At 55.2% G+C, this 20,702-nt stretch carries 24 protein-coding genes and 3 pseudogenes; 9 read left to right on the top strand and 18 right to left on the bottom strand.

What is annotated here, in order from left to right; translation table 11 throughout:
• Positions 1-91 precede the first annotated feature (91 nt).
• Positions 92-1,483 (top strand): surface-adhesin E family protein, encoded by a 1,392-nt coding sequence (locus H8S59_RS01565; RefSeq protein ID WP_187520238.1) that lies wholly within the window; start codon positions 92-94, stop codon positions 1,481-1,483.
• A gap of 138 nt (positions 1,484-1,621) precedes the next feature.
• Here the strand turns inward: H8S59_RS01565 and H8S59_RS01570 are convergent, their stop codons facing one another.
• The 5 genes from H8S59_RS01570 to H8S59_RS01590 all read right to left on the bottom strand — a co-directional run bounded on the left by H8S59_RS01570 (position 1,622) and on the right by H8S59_RS01590 (position 4,649).
• Positions 1,622-2,548, bottom strand: coding sequence for a Gfo/Idh/MocA family protein (locus H8S59_RS01570; protein ID WP_187520239.1), 927 nt, complete (start codon positions 2,546-2,548; stop codon positions 1,622-1,624).
• Between the two features lie 48 nt (positions 2,549-2,596).
• Complete coding sequence (locus H8S59_RS01575; RefSeq protein ID WP_187520240.1) at positions 2,597-3,043, bottom strand: DUF6896 domain-containing protein; 447 nt, start codon at positions 3,041-3,043, stop codon at positions 2,597-2,599.
• A 56-nt stretch (positions 3,044-3,099) separates the two neighbouring features.
• The gene (locus H8S59_RS01580; protein WP_187520241.1) at positions 3,100-3,342 is read right to left on the bottom strand and encodes a hypothetical protein; all 243 of its coding nucleotides are present in this window, start codon (positions 3,340-3,342) and stop codon (positions 3,100-3,102) included.
• A 16-nt stretch (positions 3,343-3,358) separates the two neighbouring features.
• Entirely contained in the window at positions 3,359-3,781 is a 423-nt protein-coding gene (locus tag H8S59_RS01585) for a hypothetical protein (RefSeq protein WP_187520242.1), read from the bottom strand.
• A 418-nt stretch (positions 3,782-4,199) separates the two neighbouring features.
• Positions 4,200-4,649, bottom strand: a complete 450-nt coding sequence (locus H8S59_RS01590) for an HIT family protein (protein ID WP_187520243.1) — start codon at positions 4,647-4,649, stop codon at positions 4,200-4,202.
• 347 nt (positions 4,650-4,996) lie between these two features.
• On the opposite strand from H8S59_RS01590, the gene H8S59_RS01595 reads away from it, so the two are divergent.
• Both H8S59_RS01595 and H8S59_RS01600 read left to right on the top strand, forming a co-directional pair.
• Positions 4,997-5,557, top strand: coding sequence for a class-II aminoacyl-tRNA synthetase family protein (locus H8S59_RS01595; RefSeq protein WP_187520267.1), 561 nt, complete (start codon positions 4,997-4,999; stop codon positions 5,555-5,557).
• A gap of 241 nt (positions 5,558-5,798) precedes the next feature.
• Positions 5,799-6,098 carry a DUF3144 domain-containing protein gene (locus tag H8S59_RS01600; RefSeq protein WP_095100897.1) on the top strand — a complete coding sequence of 100 codons (300 nt, stop codon included), beginning with the start codon at positions 5,799-5,801 and terminating at the stop codon, positions 6,096-6,098.
• A gap of 37 nt (positions 6,099-6,135) precedes the next feature.
• Here H8S59_RS01600 and H8S59_RS01605 read toward each other — a convergent pair whose 3' ends face one another.
• Positions 6,136-7,032, bottom strand: coding sequence for a LysR substrate-binding domain-containing protein (locus tag H8S59_RS01605; protein ID WP_187520244.1), 897 nt, complete (start codon positions 7,030-7,032; stop codon positions 6,136-6,138).
• Between the two features lie 106 nt (positions 7,033-7,138).
• Here H8S59_RS01605 and H8S59_RS01610 point away from each other — a divergent pair, with 106 nt between their 5' ends.
• A complete protein-coding gene (locus tag H8S59_RS01610; RefSeq protein ID WP_187520245.1) occupies positions 7,139-7,474 on the top strand; it encodes a carboxymuconolactone decarboxylase family protein in 336 nt (111 codons plus the stop codon).
• Between the two features lie 6 nt (positions 7,475-7,480).
• Positions 7,481-7,855 carry a tautomerase family protein gene (locus H8S59_RS01615; protein ID WP_187520246.1) on the top strand — a complete coding sequence of 125 codons (375 nt, stop codon included), beginning with the start codon at positions 7,481-7,483 and terminating at the stop codon, positions 7,853-7,855.
• Between the two features lie 159 nt (positions 7,856-8,014).
• Here H8S59_RS01615 and H8S59_RS01620 read toward each other — a convergent pair whose 3' ends face one another.
• Complete coding sequence (locus H8S59_RS01620) at positions 8,015-8,509, bottom strand: GNAT family N-acetyltransferase (protein ID WP_187520247.1); 495 nt, start codon at positions 8,507-8,509, stop codon at positions 8,015-8,017.
• Positions 8,506-9,144 carry a TetR/AcrR family transcriptional regulator gene (locus H8S59_RS01625; protein WP_187520248.1) on the bottom strand — a complete coding sequence of 213 codons (639 nt, stop codon included), beginning with the start codon at positions 9,142-9,144 and terminating at the stop codon, positions 8,506-8,508. Before H8S59_RS01625 ends, H8S59_RS01620 begins: the two co-directional genes overlap by 4 nt.
• Before the next feature lie 72 nt (positions 9,145-9,216).
• On the opposite strand from H8S59_RS01625, the gene H8S59_RS01630 reads away from it, so the two are divergent.
• Positions 9,217-10,098, top strand: a complete 882-nt coding sequence (locus H8S59_RS01630) for an aldo/keto reductase family oxidoreductase (RefSeq protein ID WP_187520249.1) — start codon at positions 9,217-9,219, stop codon at positions 10,096-10,098.
• A 64-nt stretch (positions 10,099-10,162) separates the two neighbouring features.
• Here H8S59_RS01630 and H8S59_RS01635 read toward each other — a convergent pair.
• A pseudogene (locus H8S59_RS01635) lies at positions 10,163-11,085 on the bottom strand (alpha/beta hydrolase).
• Between the two features lie 250 nt (positions 11,086-11,335).
• Entirely contained in the window at positions 11,336-12,262 is a 927-nt protein-coding gene (locus H8S59_RS01640) for a LysR family transcriptional regulator (protein ID WP_187520250.1), read from the bottom strand.
• Between the two features lie 127 nt (positions 12,263-12,389).
• Between H8S59_RS01640 and H8S59_RS01645 the strand changes: the two genes are divergently transcribed.
• Positions 12,390-12,653: a DUF2798 domain-containing protein gene (locus tag H8S59_RS01645; RefSeq protein ID WP_187520251.1), complete on the top strand. Its 264-nt coding sequence runs from the start codon at positions 12,390-12,392 to the stop codon at positions 12,651-12,653.
• A gap of 214 nt (positions 12,654-12,867) precedes the next feature.
• On the opposite strand, the gene H8S59_RS01650 is transcribed toward H8S59_RS01645, so the two are convergent.
• Positions 12,868-13,503, bottom strand: coding sequence for a LysE family translocator (locus tag H8S59_RS01650; protein ID WP_187520252.1), 636 nt, complete (start codon positions 13,501-13,503; stop codon positions 12,868-12,870).
• A gap of 163 nt (positions 13,504-13,666) precedes the next feature.
• Between H8S59_RS01650 and H8S59_RS01655 the strand changes: the two genes are divergently transcribed.
• Entirely contained in the window at positions 13,667-14,194 is a 528-nt protein-coding gene (locus H8S59_RS01655; protein WP_187520253.1) for a P-loop nucleotide/nucleoside kinase family protein, read from the top strand.
• 29 nt (positions 14,195-14,223) lie between these two features.
• On the top strand, positions 14,224-14,658 hold the full coding sequence (locus H8S59_RS01660) for a GFA family protein (RefSeq protein WP_187520254.1): 435 nt from the start codon (positions 14,224-14,226) through the stop codon (positions 14,656-14,658).
• A gap of 40 nt (positions 14,659-14,698) precedes the next feature.
• On the opposite strand, the gene H8S59_RS27205 is transcribed toward H8S59_RS01660, so the two are convergent.
• From H8S59_RS27205 to H8S59_RS01690, 7 genes and pseudogenes are all read right to left on the bottom strand, one after another.
• Complete coding sequence (locus H8S59_RS27205; protein ID WP_425504539.1) at positions 14,699-15,580, bottom strand: methyl-accepting chemotaxis protein; 882 nt, start codon at positions 15,578-15,580, stop codon at positions 14,699-14,701.
• A pseudogene (locus tag H8S59_RS27210) lies at positions 15,557-16,327 on the bottom strand (MCP four helix bundle domain-containing protein); the annotation flags it as partial. The gene H8S59_RS27205 and the pseudogene H8S59_RS27210, both read right to left, overlap by 24 nt.
• Positions 16,328-16,527: 200 nt before the next feature.
• Positions 16,528-16,997 (bottom strand): annotated as a pseudogene (locus H8S59_RS01670) (GNAT family N-acetyltransferase).
• A gap of 39 nt (positions 16,998-17,036) precedes the next feature.
• Positions 17,037-17,246 carry a hypothetical protein gene (locus tag H8S59_RS01675; RefSeq protein ID WP_425504538.1) on the bottom strand — a complete coding sequence of 70 codons (210 nt, stop codon included), beginning with the start codon at positions 17,244-17,246 and terminating at the stop codon, positions 17,037-17,039.
• A 66-nt stretch (positions 17,247-17,312) separates the two neighbouring features.
• The gene (locus H8S59_RS01680) at positions 17,313-17,858 is read right to left on the bottom strand and encodes a hypothetical protein (protein ID WP_187520256.1); all 546 of its coding nucleotides are present in this window, start codon (positions 17,856-17,858) and stop codon (positions 17,313-17,315) included.
• Positions 17,859-18,525: 667 nt separating this feature from the next.
• The gene (locus tag H8S59_RS01685; protein ID WP_187520269.1) at positions 18,526-19,722 is read right to left on the bottom strand and encodes a CaiB/BaiF CoA transferase family protein; all 1,197 of its coding nucleotides are present in this window, start codon (positions 19,720-19,722) and stop codon (positions 18,526-18,528) included.
• Between the two features lie 2 nt (positions 19,723-19,724).
• Complete coding sequence (locus H8S59_RS01690; protein ID WP_187520257.1) at positions 19,725-20,666, bottom strand: hydroxymethylglutaryl-CoA lyase; 942 nt, start codon at positions 20,664-20,666, stop codon at positions 19,725-19,727.
• Positions 20,667-20,702 lie beyond the last annotated feature (36 nt).

Here is a 20,702-nt window from a genome sequence, read left to right on the forward strand (position 1 = left end):
CTACGTACCTGAAGCGCGCAATACCGTGAATACATCGGTTAACCGAATTCATGTAATTATTCCCCCATCAATGGACTGACTGGAGACACCGGTGCGACGCTCGATTCTTCCTCTCGCTTTCATGACCCTTGCTGCCTGCTCTAGCCAGCAAGGTCCAGCGGACAAACAGTCAGCGTTACTTGAACAGCCCTTCACCCCTGACAGCGTGATGCGTGAAGGTGACGTGATTAACTTTCAGGTAGCCGCCCCGACCGACTCAGGCCCGCCGTTCTGGAGCAGTACCCAGTTTTCGGCTGCTTGCTCACAGCCGCAGGTCAATCAGGTTTATTCGTTCAAATACAGGCGCTTCTATCCTGGCAATCTCGGCTATTACACCCCGGCAACTCCACTGCCTGCGCAATACCACGCCACGCTGATGGGGAATCGGGACTTCACTCGCGCGTGTAAAAACCTGCCAATGCCGGACTGGCGTCAGGTGGCAGGATCTGACGATAAACAACAGCTCCTGCTCGACATCACCAGCGTGGAGAAAAAGGGCGACAAGGTGCAATTCTGGGCGGGCCACGATGAGCCGAAAACCAGTATCAGCCCGGCCAACAACGCGCCGTTCACCCAGACACGCGAACACTACGTCATGGACTGCAGCGCGCGCAGCGCAACACTGCTGGGGCTTTATTATCTCAACGCCAAAAATGAAGTAACCGACGGTCAAATCGAGAGACTTCCCGCACCAAAGGCCATAACAGCCGCGGACGAAGACCTCTCCAGACTGTTTGAGCGCGCGTGCAAGGCACCCGAGTCGCTGGCCTCCCTCCCTGTACACAAGCAACGCAACAAGGTAACGGTGGCAGCCGATGCGCTGCCCGACGTCAATCCGGCAGTGTTGAAAAATATCGAACAACTGCACATGCCAGCGCCGTCCAGACAGCTCAACTACATCGAGTTTGCCGGGACTCGCAGCAACAGAGAAAAAGAATGGAAAGACGGCACCGCATTTACTCTGTCCACAGACCCGACTACCGGGCAGCTCGCGATTGCCCATAAAAACGAGAATCTCGTCGTCGGGCGCCAGATTAATTGGCGCGGATTGCTGAAGCTTTCCGGCAGGGAACAAGCCAAACTTTCCCACAACACTCTGGTAACGAAAAGTCTGACCTTCCAGGGCGACTGGCAACACCTGAACGTCGGCAGCAAAGTGGGTTACACCGTCACTCAAAGCCTGTCCAGTAATGTGCTTGGGAAACTGGGCGAAGACCCCGAAACCGTTGAGTGTTCAGTCGACAGCGAACAATCTGCGAAAGATCTGCATGCCAACCTCAAAGGTAATGCAAAAGCACTTATCTGTCGCAAAAGCATGGGCGGCTTTACGCTTCCCCAGACAGAGCATTACTACTACCTGGTGGATTACGGCTTTTTCTATCATGCCCGCACTGAAGAGAAAGGCTATACGTCACTGAATATGCATGTGGTAAACGCGAGGTAAAGCACCGGGTTTACTCGCTCCAACAGCAAGAACACAAATCACGTTGTTGTAGGAGCTGCCGAAGGCTGCGATAGCATTTTTTCTGACCCACCGTCATCGCAGCCTTCGGCAGCTCCTACAGATCATGTTTATTCAGGCTCAATCGTGAAACGGCTCTACCGACGCCCGGCTGCCAACAAAAAAACTGTCCGCGACCAAGCGCAACGGCTGCAAGTCCAGATCACTGGCTTTGTCGCCAATCAACTGCTGAAAATGTCGATACACCGCCGCGTACTCGCCCTCTTCCGAAACCGCCTGACGTACACCGTCGATGCTCAACAACGCCCCCCCGTTGTCCAGTCGCAGAACACCTTCGGCACAGCGAATCTCGATACTCCAGAGTTCATCATGACCATGGTCAAAATCGAACTCCGCGCGAACATCGAGCTGGAGCGCATCAGACATCTTGATGGACGCGGCGATAGGCGACTGACAGTTACTCGGGACTCGCAGTTCGGCGGACTCAACGAACAGCGGCAACGGCAGAAGATGGGTCGTAATAGACAAGGCATTAATGCCCGGATCGAAAACGCCCAGACCGCCCGGCTGCCAGATCCATGCCTGACCGGGGTGCCATTTACGCACGTCCTCTTTCCAGTCGATCTGCACGCTTTGCAGCGTGCGAGTGGCCAGCCAGTCACGCGCAGCTTCGATCCCGGGTGCATAACGCGAATGCCAGGCGAACAAGCCGCTGACGCCCTGCTCCGCAGCCTGACTCGCCAACGCCATCGCTTCGCCCAACGTGGCACACGGCGGCTTCTCCACCAACACGTGTTTACCCGCAGCCAACGCCTGCTGCACCAGCGCAAATCGCCCCTGAGGCGGCGTGCAGAACGCAATCGCATCAACTTGCGGACCTTTTTCCAGCAACTCATTCAAGGACTGAAAGTTCTCTACCCCGGCACAAGGCTGGCCTTGGGTCGCAACAGCCACCAACTGGAACGCGGGGTTAGCCGTAATAGCGGGCACGTGCTGATCCTGGGCAATCTTGCCGTAGCCCACCAGACCGAGACGGATCGGTTGCATCGATGACTCCTGACTTTTTGTAGTTATTGGGAAAGCGATCCAGCAAGACTACGTTTGTACGACGGGGAAGTCATCACTGGGCGGAGGCAACCCCGACGTCACTTTCAGGTAGTAAAGAATATATCCGGAGTACTTGAGGGTCCCCGCCGCCACCTCGGCTGCGAAACACGCCTTCAGCGCCTCTTCATCTGCAAAACCGTAATCCGTTAATTTTTCGTCGGCAAACCCGACAAGCCGCCATGCATCGAAGCCGTCGATTTCGCCGTGTGGTCCGAAGTCGAAATCGACTGTTCCTGAAGGAAGATGAACCGCGCAGCCGTAACCGTGCTTGAAATACTTGACTCCGCCGCTGAGTTCTCCGCGCTGAGGAATATCATTAGCCACCCAATCCATATTAGTCGCAGGCCGCGCAATACCAGATACCTGCATCAAGTCCACAGATGTTCTGACGCTTGTCTGGTAGTTGGCGATCAACCTGGCAAGTTGGCTATTCATAAAAGTCTCACGGGGTTAGTACGGTGGTCAGTGGCGATCATTACGCGAGGATTAACTCAAGCCAATTGCAGTCGTATCGCTTGCCACTCGTTCCAGCAATCCTCAGCCACGATATCGGGATAACCCCGTGCTTGTTCCATCTTGAGCGCAGTGTCGAACGACAGCGCGATACAGGTGGCGCGATCTCGAATATCAACCACCTCAGCTTCCGTAAGCGGCGAGCCTTTGCTCTTTTCAGCAGCGCTCAGAACCACGACAAGAGCCGGCACAAATACAAGACATAGCGGATCTGTAGACATCAATTACCTCGTTGTTTCAGGTCGTTGATCTGTTTCGTAAAGCCATTACCTGCGAAGCGCAAAGACTACGAATATCCTTATTATGGAAAATCAGATGCGCACGAAACGCTTTGGTTTGCGGGTCCCAGTGTTCAAGATCCTCTATCCGAAACTGATGCGTGCCCTGATACGCCGCTGCCAGATCAACCGCCAGACTGCGCGCCACCTCGCCGGGTGTCGCGAGGGTCCATTCAATAATATCGTCGATCTGCTGCTCAGGTGCCCGCGATTGCTCGCCATTGACTTCAGCCAGCACGAACTCATTGTAAAGCGACGCGCCATCTTGCGGATCATCGGCAGGATTGCCCGGGCACAGTCGGGTTTCCCATGGAATCGTGTACATCTGTTTTCCAAGAACATCGGTCAACACATAATCCGTTGGTTTCGCCAGACGCTGCATGTCGGCCTCCCGTGCAAAAAACCAATACTAACGCAGCGAGGCAAGTTCCGGCTAAAGGGTATCCCTGAGAGCGAGGATTCTCCTTGGCTGTAAAGGCTACGGGGCAGCGGTAAACATCGGCAGCGCTCATCAAACATCACTTCAATCATGGATTGGAAACGCAGACCTGGTAGGAGCCAGGCAGCGAAGAAAGATGATGTTAGGTTTCTGGCCACCTCGGCCGACTGAGCACGAGAGCTGACTGAATTTCCTAATGCCAACGTTTGAACGCCCGACGTCCTCGCAGCACGCCCCACGTCATGGCAAGCCCTGCGCCGCTGAAGAAGACGAACGTGGCCGATATCCCGGTATCACAGAAACTCCACTTACTCGTTGAGCAGGTAATGATTATCGGCGGCGTTGGGGTGCGCATAAGTATCTAAATCAAGCTATTTGCGCAGTAAAGCTCCCGGAGATTAATCACTGTCTTGTGCTGAACTTCACACTCCTCTTTACTCAATGGCCGCTCGCAGTACTCGCGGCTCAAGAAAAGGATGGTGTCATTCCCGTCAGGTTCGCTAGCGTAATCCGGATGTGGTTCGATTTCTGCCAGCAGTGAATGTGTCACCGGAACCACATGAAAATGCAGATTGAAACCAGCCGAAAAACCCAGCTTGTAGACGATGACCTTCACGGGCTCAAAGGCCTGAAAAAGAAGTTGCTCGGTTTGCCGCAGGACGTCGCCGAGTGAGGCCAGTGCTGAATCGCTGAGGTCCATGAAATCCGAAGCGGCAGCGATTGAGCTGACCATCAGGTAACCGCTATGACGTGCATCGCGGCGATGGCTGACTCGCCAGTGTTCCGTTTCGAAAATGTCCCACTCAGTCATGCGTACTCATGCTCCAACTATTCTCATGTTCGGCTTGTCATAAATGGGGTGCCTTGTCGGCGTCTCGGGTTCTGTGCAAATATTGGCTATGACCAAATCTATTCAATGCAACCGACATCATTATCACGGACCTCGCTCAAGGTGCCGCGGTTGCTCATGCTCATCGAATAATCAGAATTCAAGATACTCTTTCTGAAGATTCAATGAACAAAACCAAGGCGCCCATGGCGCCTTTTTTATTGCCTGTAAATTGGAGATCATAAAAATGACAATGCTACGTGGAACACGAATAGTAACCGGGAAAGAAGCGGCAATCATGCGCGAAATAGAAGGCCGTTTTCGGAGTTATCTTCATCAAAGCTGGAGCTGAGGAGGCCATCGTTCCGGCGTTATGGGGTCAGGACACTTTTATCGAAAAGGCCGGCGGGAGTGAGATAATCGGGCAGATGTGGGCTTTCGATGACAAGGCCGGACGCCCCTGCTGCCTCATCCCGGAGGCAACCGCGCTTTTTCAGGAGCGCAACGATGTGCTTCTCGGATCACGGGAAGAAGCGATGTTTTTCTACGTAGCGCGATGCTATCGATATGAGCGTCCTCAAGCCGGCCGGTACCGCGAGTTCACTCAGCTGGGTCTCGAAATCCTGAGTGCCGATCCTGCGAAGGCTTTGCAGCGTAGTCAGGCCATTTGCACGGGTTTCCTCGACTCGTTGGGCCTCGACTATGAACTCAATCTTGCTGTGAAGCGCGGGCTGAGCTACTACCTGGAGGGCAATGGCTTCGAAGTGCGATGCCCTGCTTTAGGCGCACAGCAACAAGTTGTCGGCGGCGGTGCCTATCGAGAAGGTGCCGGGTTCGGCATCGGGCTTGAGCGGCTGGTCCTGGCCTCTGCGTTGACTGGATCGATATGATTTGAACCGTGGTTCGAGTAGCAACCGGGGGACCTGTAGGAGCCAACGTTTTGGCGAGGCAATTTGCCTGACACACCGAATCAAGCTGCTCGCGAATAAATTCGCTCCTACAGGTTCATTGTTTGCCACGAGACCTCGCCGTGACAGGCGTTAAGCTCCCGCAAACGATTGTGATGATGGATGCAGACGGCGCAGATGCTTTAATGCACCCAGCCAACAACAATGACCAGGATAATCCGCAATGCCAGACACCACAGACCAAGCATTCTATGACCGCGCAGACGCGCACATCGAGTTGTCCAACGAGCAGTTGAAAGCGTTCGAAAACCTTGGCCAGGTCAGTGCCTCCATGATGTTTGGCACTACACGATTCAATGCCTGGGTCAGCGCGCGCAGCTTCAAGTCCGGCGAGGAAATGGCTCAGGCGCGTGAGGCGATGCTGAAGTACTTTTGTGATCAGTACCGGTTGATGCTTGAAGATAATCTGGACGATCACATCAATAATTTCAGCCAGTACATGATGGTTAAAAAACCTGATTGATAGCGATAACTGAGCACCGGGTACATCAGCGCGTCGCTCAAAGCCCCTGTTTCGCGGCAACAAAATTGATGGTTTGTTCCTGCAAACTCATCCTTATCAACTCAGCCAGATGCCTCGTCGCTGGCGTCGGGTCGTCTCCTGCACTATGAAGGACATACCCAAGGTTCGGCACCGAGGGTAAACCGTCCAGAAAGGTCAGGTTATCCGGTAGGCCAATACGTGTTCGCAGCGTCACGCCCAATCCGGCTGCGACGGCGGCCCAGATTCCTCCTACGCTGGGGCTGGTCAGCGCTATGCGCCACGGAACTTGCGCAGCATCCAAGGCCTGGGTGGCGGCGCTGCGCAATACGCACGGGGCGTCGAACAGGATCAACGGCAGGGGCGAATCCACAAGACGGCTCAGCAACGGGGTGTCGCGAATCCCGATCCAGTGCATTTGGGTTTCGCCTAAATGCTCGGCATAAGGCGAGGTGTGCCCGGTGTCCCAAGTCAGGGCCAGATCCAGCCCTGCGGTGTCAATCAGAGCGAGCAATTCGGCGTTGCGTGCGATCCGGACTTCGAGACTCACCATTGGGTACGTCTGCACAAAACGTCGAAGGATCTCGCTGAGAAAGTGCTCCCCAAAGTCCTCTTGAAGCCCAAGGCGAATGGTTCCGGCCGCCTGGTTTTCGTGCAGCGTTTGAAAAATGCCGTCGTTCAGTTCCAGTAATCGACGGGCATGGCTCAGCAGGGACTCCCCGACGGGCGTCAGGACCAGCCCGCGTCCCGATTTGGTCAACACAGGCGTGCCAACCTGTTCTTCAAGCTTTTTCAATTGAGCACTGACCGCAGACGTTGAGCGGCCGAGACGATCTGCCGCTTTGGCGAAACTGTTGAATTCAACGCCGGTGACGAAAGTACGAAGCACATCCAGATCGAAGGTGGGGCGACGCATTAAACAGTCCACTTATTTGGGATCATGGCCACCATTTAATCTGATATTCGGAATGATTACGACTTGATAGTTTTCCTGACCCATTGGCGAAACAAGAGATAGCATCATGAGTTCATCCATCGCTCACGGGCAGGAGCAACACAGGCAATATCCGCAAAAGTTTGCGGAACTGACGGAGAACGTACTGTTTGGCGACATGTGGGAACGCACTCAACTGACGCCTCGTGAACGCAGCCTGGCGACAGTGGCTGCGCTGGTGGCGATGTACCGGCTGGAGCAACTGCCGTTTCATTTACAACGCGCGCGGGATAACGGTTTGAGTGTCGATGAGTTAAACGAAGCCATCACCCATCTGGCGTTCTATTCAGGCTGGCCGACGGCAGCTTCGGCACTGAATCTGCTCAGGGAACTAGAAGCCCACGCTATCATTGGCCAGGAGTAATCATTCATGCCATTCGCACGTATTTCGCTGCACCGAGGCAAATCCACTGACTACTTACAGGCGCTGTCTCAGAGTTTGCATGAAGCGTTGGTCGACAGTTTCGAGGTGCCCGAGGCGGATCGTTTTCAGGTCATTCACCAGCATGAAGTCGGCGAGCTGATATTTGACCGCAACTATCTTGGCGGGCCGCGCAGCCAGGACTTTGTGTTGATCGCGATTACCGCCGGACGCCCCCGCAGCGTTGAAACCAAGCAGCGCTTTTATCGAGATCTGGTGGAAAAACTGGGACGTTCGCCAGGGTTCAACCCCGAGGATGTGATGGTGGTCATCACCACAACCGCAAGCGAAGACTGGTCGTTTGGAGGTGGCCGGGGTCATTAACGCCCATCAATTGAATTGAAACGCCGTCCCGGTAGGAGCCAACTTGTTGGCGAAGCGGATAATCTGATTGAGCAGATCCAATGCCTCGCCAACAAGTTAGCTCCTACCGGACAGCGGCGTGCCAGCCATACAAAACGGCGTATCGGAATGCAGACCTCTCTAAACCGAAAGAACAAACCGACACTCAGCAGCGTTATCGCCCGACAGCTGCTCCAGCCGAAAACCACAGCGCTCAAGCACCTTCCTCGAACCAAGGTTTTCCTTGAAGACATAAGCAACCAGTTGCAAAAGCCCCCAACGCTCCTTTGCCTGCTCGATCATATGCCTCACCGCCAACGTGGCCAGCCCCTGCCCGCATGCGTGCTGATCAATTCGATACCCGACCTCAGCAGTCTGGCCTGACGAACTCATGCCTTTCAGATTTGCCCGCCCGACTATTCTCCCACTGGAATCCTCGATAACAAATGGATGCCAGACGCCAATGGCAAAGTCAGCGAGATAGCAGTCGATATGCTCCGCGACACCTTGCAACGAATAGAAGTCAGGCTCGCGGGCATCAATGTGCGATTCAAACCACTCACGGTTACGGACTTCAAACGCCAGCAACGCTTCAGTGTCGGCTGAAGTTAACTCACGAATTCTAAAAGGCTTCATGGGCGTTTAACGCGCTGATGAACTTGGAGATAGGCCGTCAACATCAAGGTCAATTGCTCTTCGAGGCAGGTCTCGAAGTCAGGATTGCCATGCCCTTCGAGCAAGGCACGCACAGGCCCGACCACTGCCGTATGCGAGATCGAGGCAATCAGGGCGGGATTGTCAAAATGTGCGTCAGACGCAGTGGTCAGCATGCTCGTCATCGCGACTAGCATACGGGCGTTTATGCGGGCGACCAGTTCGGCTCCGCCCCGCTCTGCTGCGATGGCGTAGAGCGCTTTCGACACCACCGGATCACGCAGTTTGACGGCTAGAAACGCCACGATAAAACCCGACGCCATTTCGGCCACTGTTTTACCGTGGCATCGACCGCAGGCGAGCTCAACAGTATCGACAACTTCCTGCAGATGCTTTTCGAGCACCGCAGCCAGCAAAGCATCGCGATTCGGGTAGTACTGATAGACGCTGCCTACCGACATTCCGGCCCGCTCGGCAACCCGCGTGGTGGTGCAGCGGGTCAGCCCGTACAGGGTCAAAACCTGAAGGGTCGCGGTGTGAAGTGCTTCTACCGTCGCGACGGATCGGGCTTGGACCGCTGATTTTCTTGGCTTTAACGATGCTTTTAGCGTGCTCATGGAATGCGAATTCAAAACCTGAAGGTTCCTTCATATCATAGTTTTTCCTCAAGCGAAGCAAGAGCGATAGATATGACGGATGTTTTAAACAAAAGAGGCAACAAAAGCGGCACGTTCAATCTCGGCGACCGCCAGGTAAAACGAATCGGTTACGGCGCAATGCAGCTCGCAGGCCCCGGCGTATTTGGCCCGCCGAAAGATCGTAAAGCCGCGGTGGACGTGCTGCGCGCAGCCGTCGAATCGGGTGTAAACCACATCGACACCAGCGACTATTACGGGCCGCATGTGACCAACCAGATTATTCGTGAAGCACTGCATCCCTACAAAGATGACCTGACGATAGTCACCAAGGTCGGCGCGATTCGCGGCGAAGACGGCTCCTGGATTCCAGCCACGTCGAAAAAAGACCTGACCCAGGCTGTGCACGACAACCTGCGCAATCTGGGCCTGGACGTGCTGGATGTGGTGAACGTGCGCACCATGTTCAGCGCAATGGGAACAGCCGAAGGTTCGATCGAAGAACAAGTGAGCGCCGTTGCAGAATTGCAGCAGCAAGGACTCGTTCGCCATATCGGCATCAGCAACGTCACGCCCACGCAAATCGCTGAGGCGCGCAAACTCGTCAATGTCGTTTGCGTTCAGAATCTCTACAACATTGCCCATCAACACGATAACGCGGTGATCGATGAACTGGCGCGTGATGGTATTGCCTATGTGCCGTTCTTTCCGTTGGGCGGGTTCACACCGCTGCAGTCGTCCGTGTTATCGACCGTTGCGCAGCGACTCAACGTCACGCCAAAGCAGTTGGCACTGGCATGGCTGCTGCACCGTTCTCCCAACATCCTGCTGATCCCGGGCACATCCTCGGTGGCTCACTTGCGCGAAAACCTTGCCGTGAGCGGGCTGGTTCTGTCGGATGAAATCATGGCAGAGCTGAACTCAATCGCAGATTGATCAGCATTGATGGGGCGGCCGAGCCGAAGACAAAGGTGGCACCTTCTGGCCCGGCCTAAAGAGTTCAACCCGTTACGGCATTGAGCCGGTCCGAAATCCACCGATGGCTGCGCGCAAGAACCCGTCCCGTCATCACCGTAGGGAAGTGAATGAAGCCGTGTGCGCAAACCGGCATCACGTGTACTTCCACTTCCGAAGACTTCGCCCATCGTTCAGCCATCTGCACGGTGTCGTCCAGCAGCGGGTCCAGCTCACCGGCAAACATCAGCGCAGGCGGCATGTCTGTGAGGTCGCCGTATAACGGCGATAACGGTGGTTGACGACGCTCCTCATCAGTGGCGTCCGGCGTCAGCAGACGCAACGCATCGACCATACCAGGGCCATGCAGCACCAGGGTTTCAGGACCGGCAGCGTGGACGCTTGGCGTTCCGGTCAGGTCGTAAACGCCGTAGTACAGGACCGCCCCGCTCACTCGTCGAAGCAAATCCGGCCAGGCTTTAAGCTGTAGAAGTGTCGCCGCCGCCAGATGCCCGCCTGCCGATTCCCCGATGATGATCACGGGTAAACCGGCGAACTCCTCACTGGCACCACTCAGTAGCCAGCGCGCCGCAGAAAGACAGTCATCCATCAAACCTTCAACGGGCGTCGATACCGCGAGGCGATAATCCACCGAGACCACCGCGACTTCGCATGCTTTCACTAAAGCAAGGTTAAGGTCGTCGTTCATTTGTGCATTACCACCCAGCCACCGCCATGGATATCGAGCACCACGCCTTTTGCCTTGCCTTTGGGTCTCAATATCCGCACGGGGACCGAAACGCCATCGACACCGACTGAACGTTTTTCTGCCTGCTGCCCCTGTTTGGCCAGCTTGCCCGCGCTACCGATTTGACCCGCTTTGAGCAGCGTCTGAATCACCCGAGGCGTGACGCGATTGCGGATTCGAAAACGCGGTAGCCAGCCGAGCTTTTTGTTGAAGCGCTGCATTTCTGCGACTTCATGTTCGCTAAAGGACTGAAGCTCGTCGTGACTCAATGTGTGGTCTCCTGGCAAAAAACGCATAGCTTTCGGGTTGAAACGCATACTTCTGTAGGAGCCAACTTGTTGGCGAGGCGGAATAAATAACTTTGCAGGGCCGACGTCTCGCCAACAAGTTGGCTCCTACAGGTCCCGTGTTTGCTGCACGACAGCTTTCAGTAGAACGTCAGGTGGGGTGCGAGTTCTGATCGCCCAACATTCATTTCTGACCAGTCGAACCGCCCTGCAGCGAACCTTCCAGAAACGCGATAAACGCACGTACCTTCGCATTCAATGCAGACCGTTCTGTGACACAGGCATAAATATCCATCGGTTCAGATTCCGCCGCTGCAGCGCCGCGGTTGCCTGAGTCGAACAACGGCAGCAAACGGCCGCTGTCGATAAGCGACTGCGCGATAAAGCTGGCCAGCCGGGCAATGCCGCCGCCGTTCAGGGCGATCTGCGTGAGCATGTCGATGTCATCGCAGACAAAACCGGGATTGACCTTAGCCTCGAAACGCTTGCCGTCGAGTATGAAATTCCACGGCAGAAAACGCCCGTCGGTGGGGTAACGAAACACCAGGCAGGCATGCGCTTTCAGCTCGTCGGGCGAAGTAGGCACGCCAGCCCGATCAAGGTATCCAGGCGAAGCGCAGAACACGAAAGGAAGCGAAGCAATCCGCCGCGCCACCAACTGATCACTCAGTTGGGCCTCGATACGAATGCTGACATCCACGCCCTCCAGACGATGATCGACGCGCCGGTCTGCACTGATCAGCTCGACGTCAATGCGCGGGTAAGCCGCCTTGAAGGCAGGCATGAGCGGTGCCAACACATGACGCCCGAACGCCGCCGTGGTCGCGATGCGCAGCGGGCCTTGAGGATCAGTGGCGACAGCCGCGGCTTGCGAGGCGAGTTCGATGTCACGCGGGATGTGCCGCACCTTTTCGTAATAGCGCGTACCGCTTTCAGTCAGCGCCATCCTGCGCGTAGTACGCGAAAGCAACCGTGTGCCGAGGTGCTTTTCCAGTCGACTGATGCTCTGACTTACCGCCGCTGCACTCATGCCCTGAGCACGGGCCGCCGCAGCGATGCTGCCCGCCTCTACCACGCGGATAAAGGTGTTGATCAAACCCAGAATATCCATCGCACTCCCGACGCCTGATTCGTTGATTTTACTTAACAGTGATTCAAGTATTAAGCCGCTACCGGCATCCTCGCCAGCTTGCTAATTTGGCGGCTTTTGTGACACCCACCGCTGAAGAGGTTAACCGATGACTGCTGGAACGAACCAGAATATCTTGCGCCTGCGCTTTCCCAAACGGGCGACGCCTTACATTTTTGCGCTCTACATGGCGACCATCATGGCATTTCTGATGTGCCTGGTGATCACCCTGGCGGAATTTGGCTTCGACGAACACTACCTGAAGAATGTGATGAATGCGTATCGAGTGGCGATGCCATCTGCATTCATCTGCGTGTTAGTGGTCAGGCCGATGGTTGCCCGGCTGGTGGCGTGGACAGTTCATGGGCATTGATGATGCCGCAGGACTGAGTCGATACCTGCAGGAGATTCTATGTTGACCTGCAAGTGACGTGGGACCGGCTTTAGCCGGGAAGGCGGTATTTCTGGAATGACATCTTTGGTGATTTTAACGCCCTATTCCCGGCTAAAGCCGGTCCCACGACATCGCGCCAGTCGCGAGAATTGCGCAGTATCGCGGGGTGTCGCGGGCGGCCGACGACCAGGCTCTACCGTCGCCCTTCCATCAACATCCGCACCGCCAGCCCCGCCAGCACGGTGCCCATCAGCCAGCGCTGTACGACCTGCCAAAAAGGCCGGCCAATGAAAAACGCCGCAATTGAACCGGCCATGATTGCAATGGCCGCGTTGATGGTCACGCTGATAAAAATCTGTGTAAAGCCCAGTACCAAAGACTGCGCCAGCACACTGCCGTGGCCAGCAGGATCAATGAACTGCGGCAATAACGACAAATACATCACCGCCACTTTAGGATTCAGCAGGTTAGTGATGAAGCCCATCATGAACAACTTGCGCGGGCCATCCTTGGGCAGATCCTTGACCTGAAAGGGAGAGCGACCACCCGGCTTGACTGCCTGCCACGCCAGATACAGCAGATACAACGCGCCGCCGACTCGCAGGGCGTCATACGCATAAGGAACGGCCATGACCAATGCGGTAATACCCAACGCGGCCAACACCATATAAACGAAAAAGCCCAATGCAACGCCGCACAGTGAAATCAAACCTGCGACCCGGCCTTGGCAGATCGACCGCGAAATCAGGTAAATCATATTCGGGCCGGGTGTTAACACCATGCCAAGTGAAATCAAACCATAGGCAACCACGGTGGACAGTTCGGGCATGGTGTCGCTCCTTGAGAATGTTCGGAGCAAGATTAATCCGCGTAAAGCAAAGACGTTAGACACAGATTCAAAAACAAAACGGCATACACAGACACGAAGTATCTGAACAATTTAAGATGAGCCAACTGGAGCGATTCCTCTCACTTCAACCTCAGGACACCCAATGCTCATTGTCTTCAGCGGTCTTCCCGGTACCGGTAAAACAACCATCGCCCGTGAACTTGCCAGCCAGATGCGTGCGGTTTATCTACGGATAGATACGATTGAGCAAGCGATCCGAAACTCTGGTGAGCTTGCTCAGGATATCGGTCGTTGCGGGTACATGGCTGCGTACGAACTTGCGCTGAGCAACCTGCAACTGGGCAATTCGGTTATTGTTGATTGCGTTAACCCGGTCATGGAAAGCCGGAAAGCCTGGAGCGAAATTGCCGCACGGGCTGGCGTTCAGTTAGTCGACATTCAGGTGGTTTGCTCGGACAAACGAGAGCACCAGCGTCGGGTTGAGAGCAGAAAAAGTGATGTACCGGGGCTGACCCCGCCCACCTGGACGTCTGTGCTCAGTCATGAATACGAAGCGTGGAATGAAGCGCCGTTTACTGTAGACACGGCGTTGATGTCCCCAGTGGAGGCAATCGCAATCATCACCGGAAGATTTTTATCAGGCCTGAGCAATGAGCCGGACAACAGCTAATCAACAGGCACTTCAATAAGGAGTTTTAAATGCTGACAGGACAATGTCTGTGCGCAACCGTGGTTTTTTCCCTCAAGGCAGAGCCGCTATATTTCTACCGATGCCACTGCTCCCTTTGCCGCAAACAAACAGGCACCGGTTATAACTGCGCGACGATCGTTCCTGAATCCGGCTTTCAGTGGGAGGCGGGACAGTCTGAAATCAACACATGGCTCAAACCCAGCGGCTACCGGAATGATTTCTGCAAGCACTGCGGCTCAACCGTTCCCAATGCCTTGCGTGGCAAGCCGTACATGTGGATACCCTTGGGTCTTCTGGATTCGCAAGTCCACGCCATGGAGTGTATCGGCGACTACTGCCTGAGCGACGCCATGCAATGGGATACGGTGCAGTCGGAAAAAACCTTTGACGGAGCTACCGAATCTCTAGCGTCACTGCTCGCGGCTTTGCGGGTAGAGTGTTGAAGACATAAGGGTCCCGTAGCAAGCTACGGAACCTTGACGCCTACACCTGAAACTGCTTCACCAACCGATTTAACTCCACTGCCAGCTTGGTCAGTTCCGACGTTGCTACTGCGGTCTGACTCGCGCCGTCATAAGCTTGATTCGAAAGATCACGGATACTCACGAGACTCCGATCGACCTCTCTGGCAACCTGCGCCTGCTCCTCTGAAGCTGTGGCTATCAACACGTTGCGTTCAGTAATGTTGTCAATGGACTCGGTGATTTCCACCAACGCTGTACCGGCTCCTTGAGCCGTGTCGAGCGTTTTTTGCGCTTGAGTATTGGTCTGAGTCATCGCCGAAACAGCTGCCCCGGTCCCCTTCTGAATCGAGCTGATCATTTGCTCGATCTCACTCGTGGACTGCTGCGTGCGGTGAGCCAACGCTCGCACCTCGTCCGCCACTACAGCAAAGCCGCGCCCAGCCTCTCCAGCGCGTGCGGCTTCAATCGCGGCGTTCAACGCCAGAAGATTGGTCTGCTCGGCAATGGCACGAATGACGTCCAGTACTTTGCTGATATCGGTTGCCATGACCGCCAGCCCCTGCACTTCCGTAGAAGCGTCTTCTACATTTGCAACCATCAGGCTGATAGCCTTGACCGTTTCATCAACACGAGCACGACCCGCCAGCGCAGCGGAATTGGAGCGGTTGGCAGCTTCGGATGCTGCTGACGCATTTCTGGCGACTTCCTCTACGGCTGCACTCATCTCGGTGACCGCAGTAGCCGCCATTTCCACCTCATGGTTCTGACGTTGCATGCCCTTGTTGGCGTCCTCTGTAACGGCATGCATTTCCTCCGAGGTCGACGCCAACTGGTTGGACGAGTCGGATATCAAAGACAGTGTATTGCGCAGGCCACCCTGCATGGCTTTCAAGGCTTGCATGAGCCTGGCTACTTCGTCGTGCCCCTGTACTTCAATAACTTCGCTGAGATCGTTTTTGGCAATACGTTCAGCTATAGCCAGCGACTGGCTGACAGGGCTGGTCACACTGCGGGTGTACATGAAAGCGAGGGCAATTGCAGCCAATGTGCTGACCAGAATAAAACCACCGACAATCAGCTTTGCCTGCTCATAGATGGAGGTGGCTTCCTCACCCGCCTTTCTTGCCTTGTCATTGTTCAGTTCGATCAAGTTCTTGATGTCGCGTTCTACGATATCTGCTGCCTGCTTCATCCCGCCGCTCGAAAGTTTGACAGCGCCATCCATATCACCCGCTGCGATCAGGGCCAGGTACTGATCCTGAACCTGTTGGTAAGTAACATAGGTCTGCGAAAGCTCAGCAAAATGCTCTTTGCCCTTCGGCGTAACAATGAACGGCTGCAGCTTTGCAATCAGCTCCTGGATGTTTGCTCTGGCCTGCTGTACGTCCTTCAGAGCCTGAGCCTTGCGATCCGCTGGCTCGACCGGGTTGCGCAGCCGTGCGTTACTGCCTCTGATGCTGACAAACTCTCTGTCTACCGTGCCCAGCAGCGATATGCTGGGCACAACATTGGTTTCCACAAACTTTTCCGATGCGTTCAAACTGGACGCTTGTTTAAGTGCAATCAGCCCCAACGCAATAATCATCAGACAGAAAAATCCAAAGCAAAGCGCCGAGCGTGGAGCGAGGTTAAGTTTACGCAGCATCATGTTGAGGACTCCTGGTTTGTCCTCTTGTGTCGTCTCCAATAAAAACGGCTACAGCACCGCTGGTCGGCAAGAAACTTTAACGCTGTAGGTATGGACTGCCACTTCAGAAATGATTGTAACTGGGTGTGACGGCTAGATATTTCAGGCTGAAAAGCCCCGAAAAAACCGGGTATTGGATTGGAAAATTGACGGTCCCCCTGTCAACTTAAGGTGACGCGCCGAACATAGTAATGATCAAACTCGCCGCTTTCTAAAACTGAAACCCATGGCGCATGTAAAACCGGTTCGAGGCGCTCTCTTTCAGCGCCCCGACTTTAATCGGTAGCCCCAAAGCATCCGCCTCTTCGAATATCAGCGACAGAACAGCAGAGCCTACGCCCGAACCTTGCGCGGCCAGCTTCAGGTACAGGTGATCAAGCACCAGTTCATCGTCGCACCGCTTGACCACGACAAACCCCACACGCTCTCCAGCCACTTCGATATAGCGCGTATCCCGTGCATCAAAACTGTTGGCAAACCGCTCGCGAGCACGCACCGGATCAAAGCGCCCTACCCGTTCCAGAATTTCGCGCATGGCTTCGATCCGAATGGCGACGAGATCATCGAGGTCGGTTTGTTGGGCGGGGGCCAAAGTTACGTTGGGACGGTGGTCAGTTGTAGCGAGCATCATTTGCACGCCTCTTTCATGGCGGGAGATATATAAGATTTTCTACGTAATCACGAACTGCTTCAGTGCCGCCATCATTGCAATCACCAGTACGGCCAGCCCAATCGCAGACGTCCATTCGGACTGAATGGTTTGGGCAAACCAGGACCCTTTAACAGGGTACTTTCCCAGTGTAAAAATCTTCATCACTGGCCAGCCTATGGGGTAGCAAATGATACGAAAAAAGACCTCAGCCAATATTTCCATCATCATCGACGCGCCTTGAATGACTTAATCAACCTGCGATGGCGATCTGCGGATTGAATATCAAACTCCACCTCACTGCCATCCCGGCTTCGCATTCCACGGATAGCCGCGAACACCGTAACGACGTGTATCAGCGTCATCCAGGTTTGCCTGATGACAGAAAGATATCCATGCACCACTCGTGGTGTCATCGAGCCCCGCCAGCCATTCGCTGACCTGGGCATCCAGCGCATCTGCGTCGCCATACAACATCCAGAGTTCAGTCAGATCGATCTGAACCACTGAGCCTTGCAACTGGCTGGCAATGAACGCCTCCCACTCAGCCAGACCGGTCGCGCTGTCAGCACCTAATGCCGCCTGAAGGCTCTGTCTTCTTGAGCTGTAAGTCTTCAGTGCTTTCCTGGTGGACGCAAAGCAAGTCAAAATCAGCTCGCTATCCAGCTCACCCGCATCGTTTTCGCAATGTACAAGAACGTTAACCAAGTCATCCGAATCGAACAACGCCAACCATAAAATTGGTAACTGATAACTGGCGGCCAGCAAACAGGCATCCTCCAGTTCGGCAGCCAGGGCGGGTTCGGATTGGCTGTGATTCATCAAGTAAACTCGATTTGCCATGTACAACTCCTTGACCAACGTCCGCAAATGGATTGGAAGTCTGCTCGATCATTCTGACGCTGCCAAACCCGCGCACGCTTTATCCAGATACGGAGCCTATCACCCTGAAAGCAGGATTCGGGATTCCGCGCGATAGCAAGCCTGGCCTGCAAGCTTGCTGCGCCTTTGAACCCTAGCAGATCGCCCGGCGTCCCTGACACGGCGCTGTCTCGCTGCAAACATTGGACTTGTAGGAGCGCACGAGCACCGCGAGGCCGCGATAGCGGTGTATCAGACAGACCGCCATCGCTGCCTCGCGGTGCTCGTAAGTTCCTATCAAACAAAATATAAATCACTGAATAAACGGGGGAGCTGTTGGAGTGACCGGGGTGGCGATCCACATTGCTCGCGATGGCGTCAGTTCATGCGATAAATTCGTTAACCATGAAATCGAATCGCGAGCAAGCTCACTCCTACAGGCCCGTGTTTGCTGCGCGACGGCGCGGCGTCTGGACGACGGGGGGATCTCCCACAGAAAAGCATTCCAAATCAGGTGATTGCATTTTGTTTGACAGGACCGGCTTTAGCGAATGGATCCGGAGTCCACTTGATCATCCTCCAGGGTGGCAATAGAAGGTCGCTTCACGCGCCGTGAAGTATTGACCTGATTCATTTACGGTCACCCCCCCTAACCTTGAACCACACCAGCAGCCTGCAACGCCTGTATATCCTCGTCGCAATAGCCTAACTCGCCAAGCAGCTCAGTTGAATGACTACCAAGCTCAGGCACGTTGAGCCGAGTGCCGAAACGCTGTCCATCCATTTCGAACGGCAACATTGGTACTTTCACATCAGCGCCATCGGGGGTCTTTAGCGCCGCCATGCCGCCCGATGCATTCAGGTGATGATCCTCAAACAGGTCCTCCGGGCGCTGAATGGGCGAGAACGGCAAACCTGCCGCTTCGCAACGTGCCATGACCTCAACCTTGCTCATGTCACCCAGACACTCGCGCACTCGCGGCAAAATGTCGTCACGCGCTTGTACCCGCTGGTTGTTCAGCACAAGCGTGGGGTCCACGGCCCATTCTTTGAAACCAAAGGCTTTGCAGAAACTTTGCCACTGGCCGTCGCTGACGACCCCGAGAAAAACCTGTTCATTGTCGGCGGTGGTGAATACGTCATAAATCGCCCAGGCCGAGACCCGATTAGGCATCGGCGCAGCGGCCTTGCCCGTGACGACTTTCTGCATCATGTGTTGCGCAACGAGGAAGGCTGAGTTTTCGAACAGGCCGGTCTGTACGAACTGCCCCAGGCCTGTGGAATTGCGCTGATGCAGAGCAGCCAGGATTGAAATGGCACTGAACATGCCGCCCATTACATCGTTCACCGAAGCTCCGGCCCGCAAAGGCCGACCGACGGGCCCGGTCATGTAGGCAAGCCCGGTCATCATCTGCACCACTTCATCCAGGGCCGGTCGTTGATCGTAAGGTCCGGGCAAGAATCCTTTCATTGAGCTGTAGATGATGGAGGGTTTGATCGCTTTGACCTGCTCGTATCCCAGCGCCAGTTTTTCCATGGCACCGGGGCGAAAGTTTTCGGTGACGACGTCCGCACTGGCGATGAGTTTACGAACCGCCACCATCCCTTCTTCGGTTTTCATGTCGACGGCGAAGCTTTTTTTATTGCGGTTGTAGGTCATCCAGTAACCTGCGCCGGAACCACGCAAGCGCCGCGTATTGTCCCCGGCGGGTGCCGGCTCCACCTTGATTACCTCTGCGCCCAGATCAGCCAGCACCAGACCGCAGGTCGGCCCCATGACCATGTGCACAAACTCGATCACACGAATGCCTGCCAACGGCAGAACCTTTTCAGTCGTCGATTGCATGTTCATTGACCCTTGCTTGCGTAACGAAAATTCTTGCCGACTCCGGCATCAGGAATGAACCCATAAAGCGGTTCGCCGGGCAGGCCCTTATGCAGCCATTCACGCGCAGCGACCAGACGATCGATATCGACGCCGGTGCGCAGGCCCATGGATTCGAGCAGGTAAACCAGGTCCTCGGTCACGATGTTCCCCGAGGCGCCAGGCGCGTAAGGGCAGCCGCCCAATCCGCCTTGAGAAGCGTCAATCGTGGTCACTCCGGCTTCGAGCGCGGCCACAACGTTGGCCAGCCCCTGCCCTCGGGTGTTGTGAAAATGAGCGCTGCCCGCGACCGCCCCCAGCTCATGGCGCAAACGGGTGAATAACTGGCGGACCTGAGTCGGATTGGCATAGCCCACCGTGTCGGCCAGCCCCACCTCGTCCACCCCAAGCCCGGCCATGGTCACGGCCATACGAATGACGTCATCGGCGGGGACCACGCCTTGCAAGGTGCAGCCAAATACAGTCGAAAGACCCGCCTCGATCAAGATGTGCGGGTACTGCTGATCGCGTAGCGCAACGACAGTGCGGACTTCTTCAATAACCTGCGCATGGGTCTTGCGAATGTTTGCCAGTGAATGAGGTTCGCTGACCGAAACAGGCAGGGTGATTTTCTGTACCCCGGCGTCAAATGCGGCCTGCGCACCTTTGAGATTGGGCACTAAAGCGGTGACGAATAGTCCCGGCAAGGTTCGCGCGTGAGCGACCAGCTGTGCGGCGTCAGCCATCTGTGGCAGCAGCTTGGGCGATACGAACGACCCGATTTCAATCTCACGTAAACCGGACGCCGCGAGTGCTGTTAGCCACTCGATCTTGAGCTGGGTAGGCATGCTCGCCTTGACGCTTTGCAGCCCGTCACGAGGGCCGACTTCGCTGATCAAAATATCGATGTCGTGATTGTTGTGCATGAAAATGACCTCGGATACAGGCCATCGGCACAAGGC

The sequence above is a fragment of the Pseudomonas folii genome (genome assembly GCF_014357575.1).
Taxonomy (GTDB): Bacteria; Pseudomonadota; Gammaproteobacteria; order Pseudomonadales; family Pseudomonadaceae; genus Aquipseudomonas; species Aquipseudomonas folii.

Bases quoted from the DNA above. Each gene is read 5' to 3' on its own strand.
- H8S59_RS01625 (WP_187520248.1), bottom strand. From the start codon at position 9,144: ATGAGCACGCTAAAAGCATCGTTAAAGCCAAGAAAATCAGCGGTCCAA.
- H8S59_RS01620 (WP_187520247.1), bottom strand. From the start codon at position 8,509: ATGAAGCCTTTTAGAATTCGTGAGTTAACTTCAGCCGACACTGAAGCG.
- H8S59_RS01655 (WP_187520253.1), top strand. From the start codon at position 13,667: ATGCTCATTGTCTTCAGCGGTCTTCCCGGTACCGGTAAAACAACCATC.
- H8S59_RS01630 (WP_187520249.1), top strand. From the start codon at position 9,217: ATGACGGATGTTTTAAACAAAAGAGGCAACAAAAGCGGCACGTTCAAT.
- H8S59_RS01675 (WP_425504538.1), bottom strand. From the start codon at position 17,246: ATGATGATGGAAATATTGGCTGAGGTCTTTTTTCGTATCATTTGCTAC.
- H8S59_RS01645 (WP_187520251.1), top strand. From the start codon at position 12,390: ATGACTGCTGGAACGAACCAGAATATCTTGCGCCTGCGCTTTCCCAAA.
- H8S59_RS01640 (WP_187520250.1), bottom strand. From the start codon at position 12,262: ATGGATATTCTGGGTTTGATCAACACCTTTATCCGCGTGGTAGAGGCG.
- H8S59_RS01685 (WP_187520269.1), bottom strand. From the start codon at position 19,722: ATGCAATCGACGACTGAAAAGGTTCTGCCGTTGGCAGGCATTCGTGTG.
- H8S59_RS01580 (WP_187520241.1), bottom strand. From the start codon at position 3,342: ATGTCTACAGATCCGCTATGTCTTGTATTTGTGCCGGCTCTTGTCGTG.
- H8S59_RS01690 (WP_187520257.1), bottom strand. From the start codon at position 20,666: ATGCACAACAATCACGACATCGATATTTTGATCAGCGAAGTCGGCCCT.
- H8S59_RS01610 (WP_187520245.1), top strand. From the start codon at position 7,139: ATGAGTTCATCCATCGCTCACGGGCAGGAGCAACACAGGCAATATCCG.
- H8S59_RS01660 (WP_187520254.1), top strand. From the start codon at position 14,224: ATGCTGACAGGACAATGTCTGTGCGCAACCGTGGTTTTTTCCCTCAAG.
- H8S59_RS01570 (WP_187520239.1), bottom strand. From the start codon at position 2,548: ATGCAACCGATCCGTCTCGGTCTGGTGGGCTACGGCAAGATTGCCCAG.
- H8S59_RS27205 (WP_425504539.1), bottom strand. From the start codon at position 15,580: ATGCAAGCCTTGAAAGCCATGCAGGGTGGCCTGCGCAATACACTGTCT.
- H8S59_RS01680 (WP_187520256.1), bottom strand. From the start codon at position 17,858: ATGGCAAATCGAGTTTACTTGATGAATCACAGCCAATCCGAACCCGCC.
- H8S59_RS01585 (WP_187520242.1), bottom strand. From the start codon at position 3,781: ATGCAGCGTCTGGCGAAACCAACGGATTATGTGTTGACCGATGTTCTT.
- H8S59_RS01590 (WP_187520243.1), bottom strand. From the start codon at position 4,649: ATGACTGAGTGGGACATTTTCGAAACGGAACACTGGCGAGTCAGCCAT.
- H8S59_RS01605 (WP_187520244.1), bottom strand. From the start codon at position 7,032: ATGCGTCGCCCCACCTTCGATCTGGATGTGCTTCGTACTTTCGTCACC.
- H8S59_RS01575 (WP_187520240.1), bottom strand. From the start codon at position 3,043: ATGAATAGCCAACTTGCCAGGTTGATCGCCAACTACCAGACAAGCGTC.
- H8S59_RS01615 (WP_187520246.1), top strand. From the start codon at position 7,481: ATGCCATTCGCACGTATTTCGCTGCACCGAGGCAAATCCACTGACTAC.
- H8S59_RS01650 (WP_187520252.1), bottom strand. From the start codon at position 13,503: ATGCCCGAACTGTCCACCGTGGTTGCCTATGGTTTGATTTCACTTGGC.
- H8S59_RS01600 (WP_095100897.1), top strand. From the start codon at position 5,799: ATGCCAGACACCACAGACCAAGCATTCTATGACCGCGCAGACGCGCAC.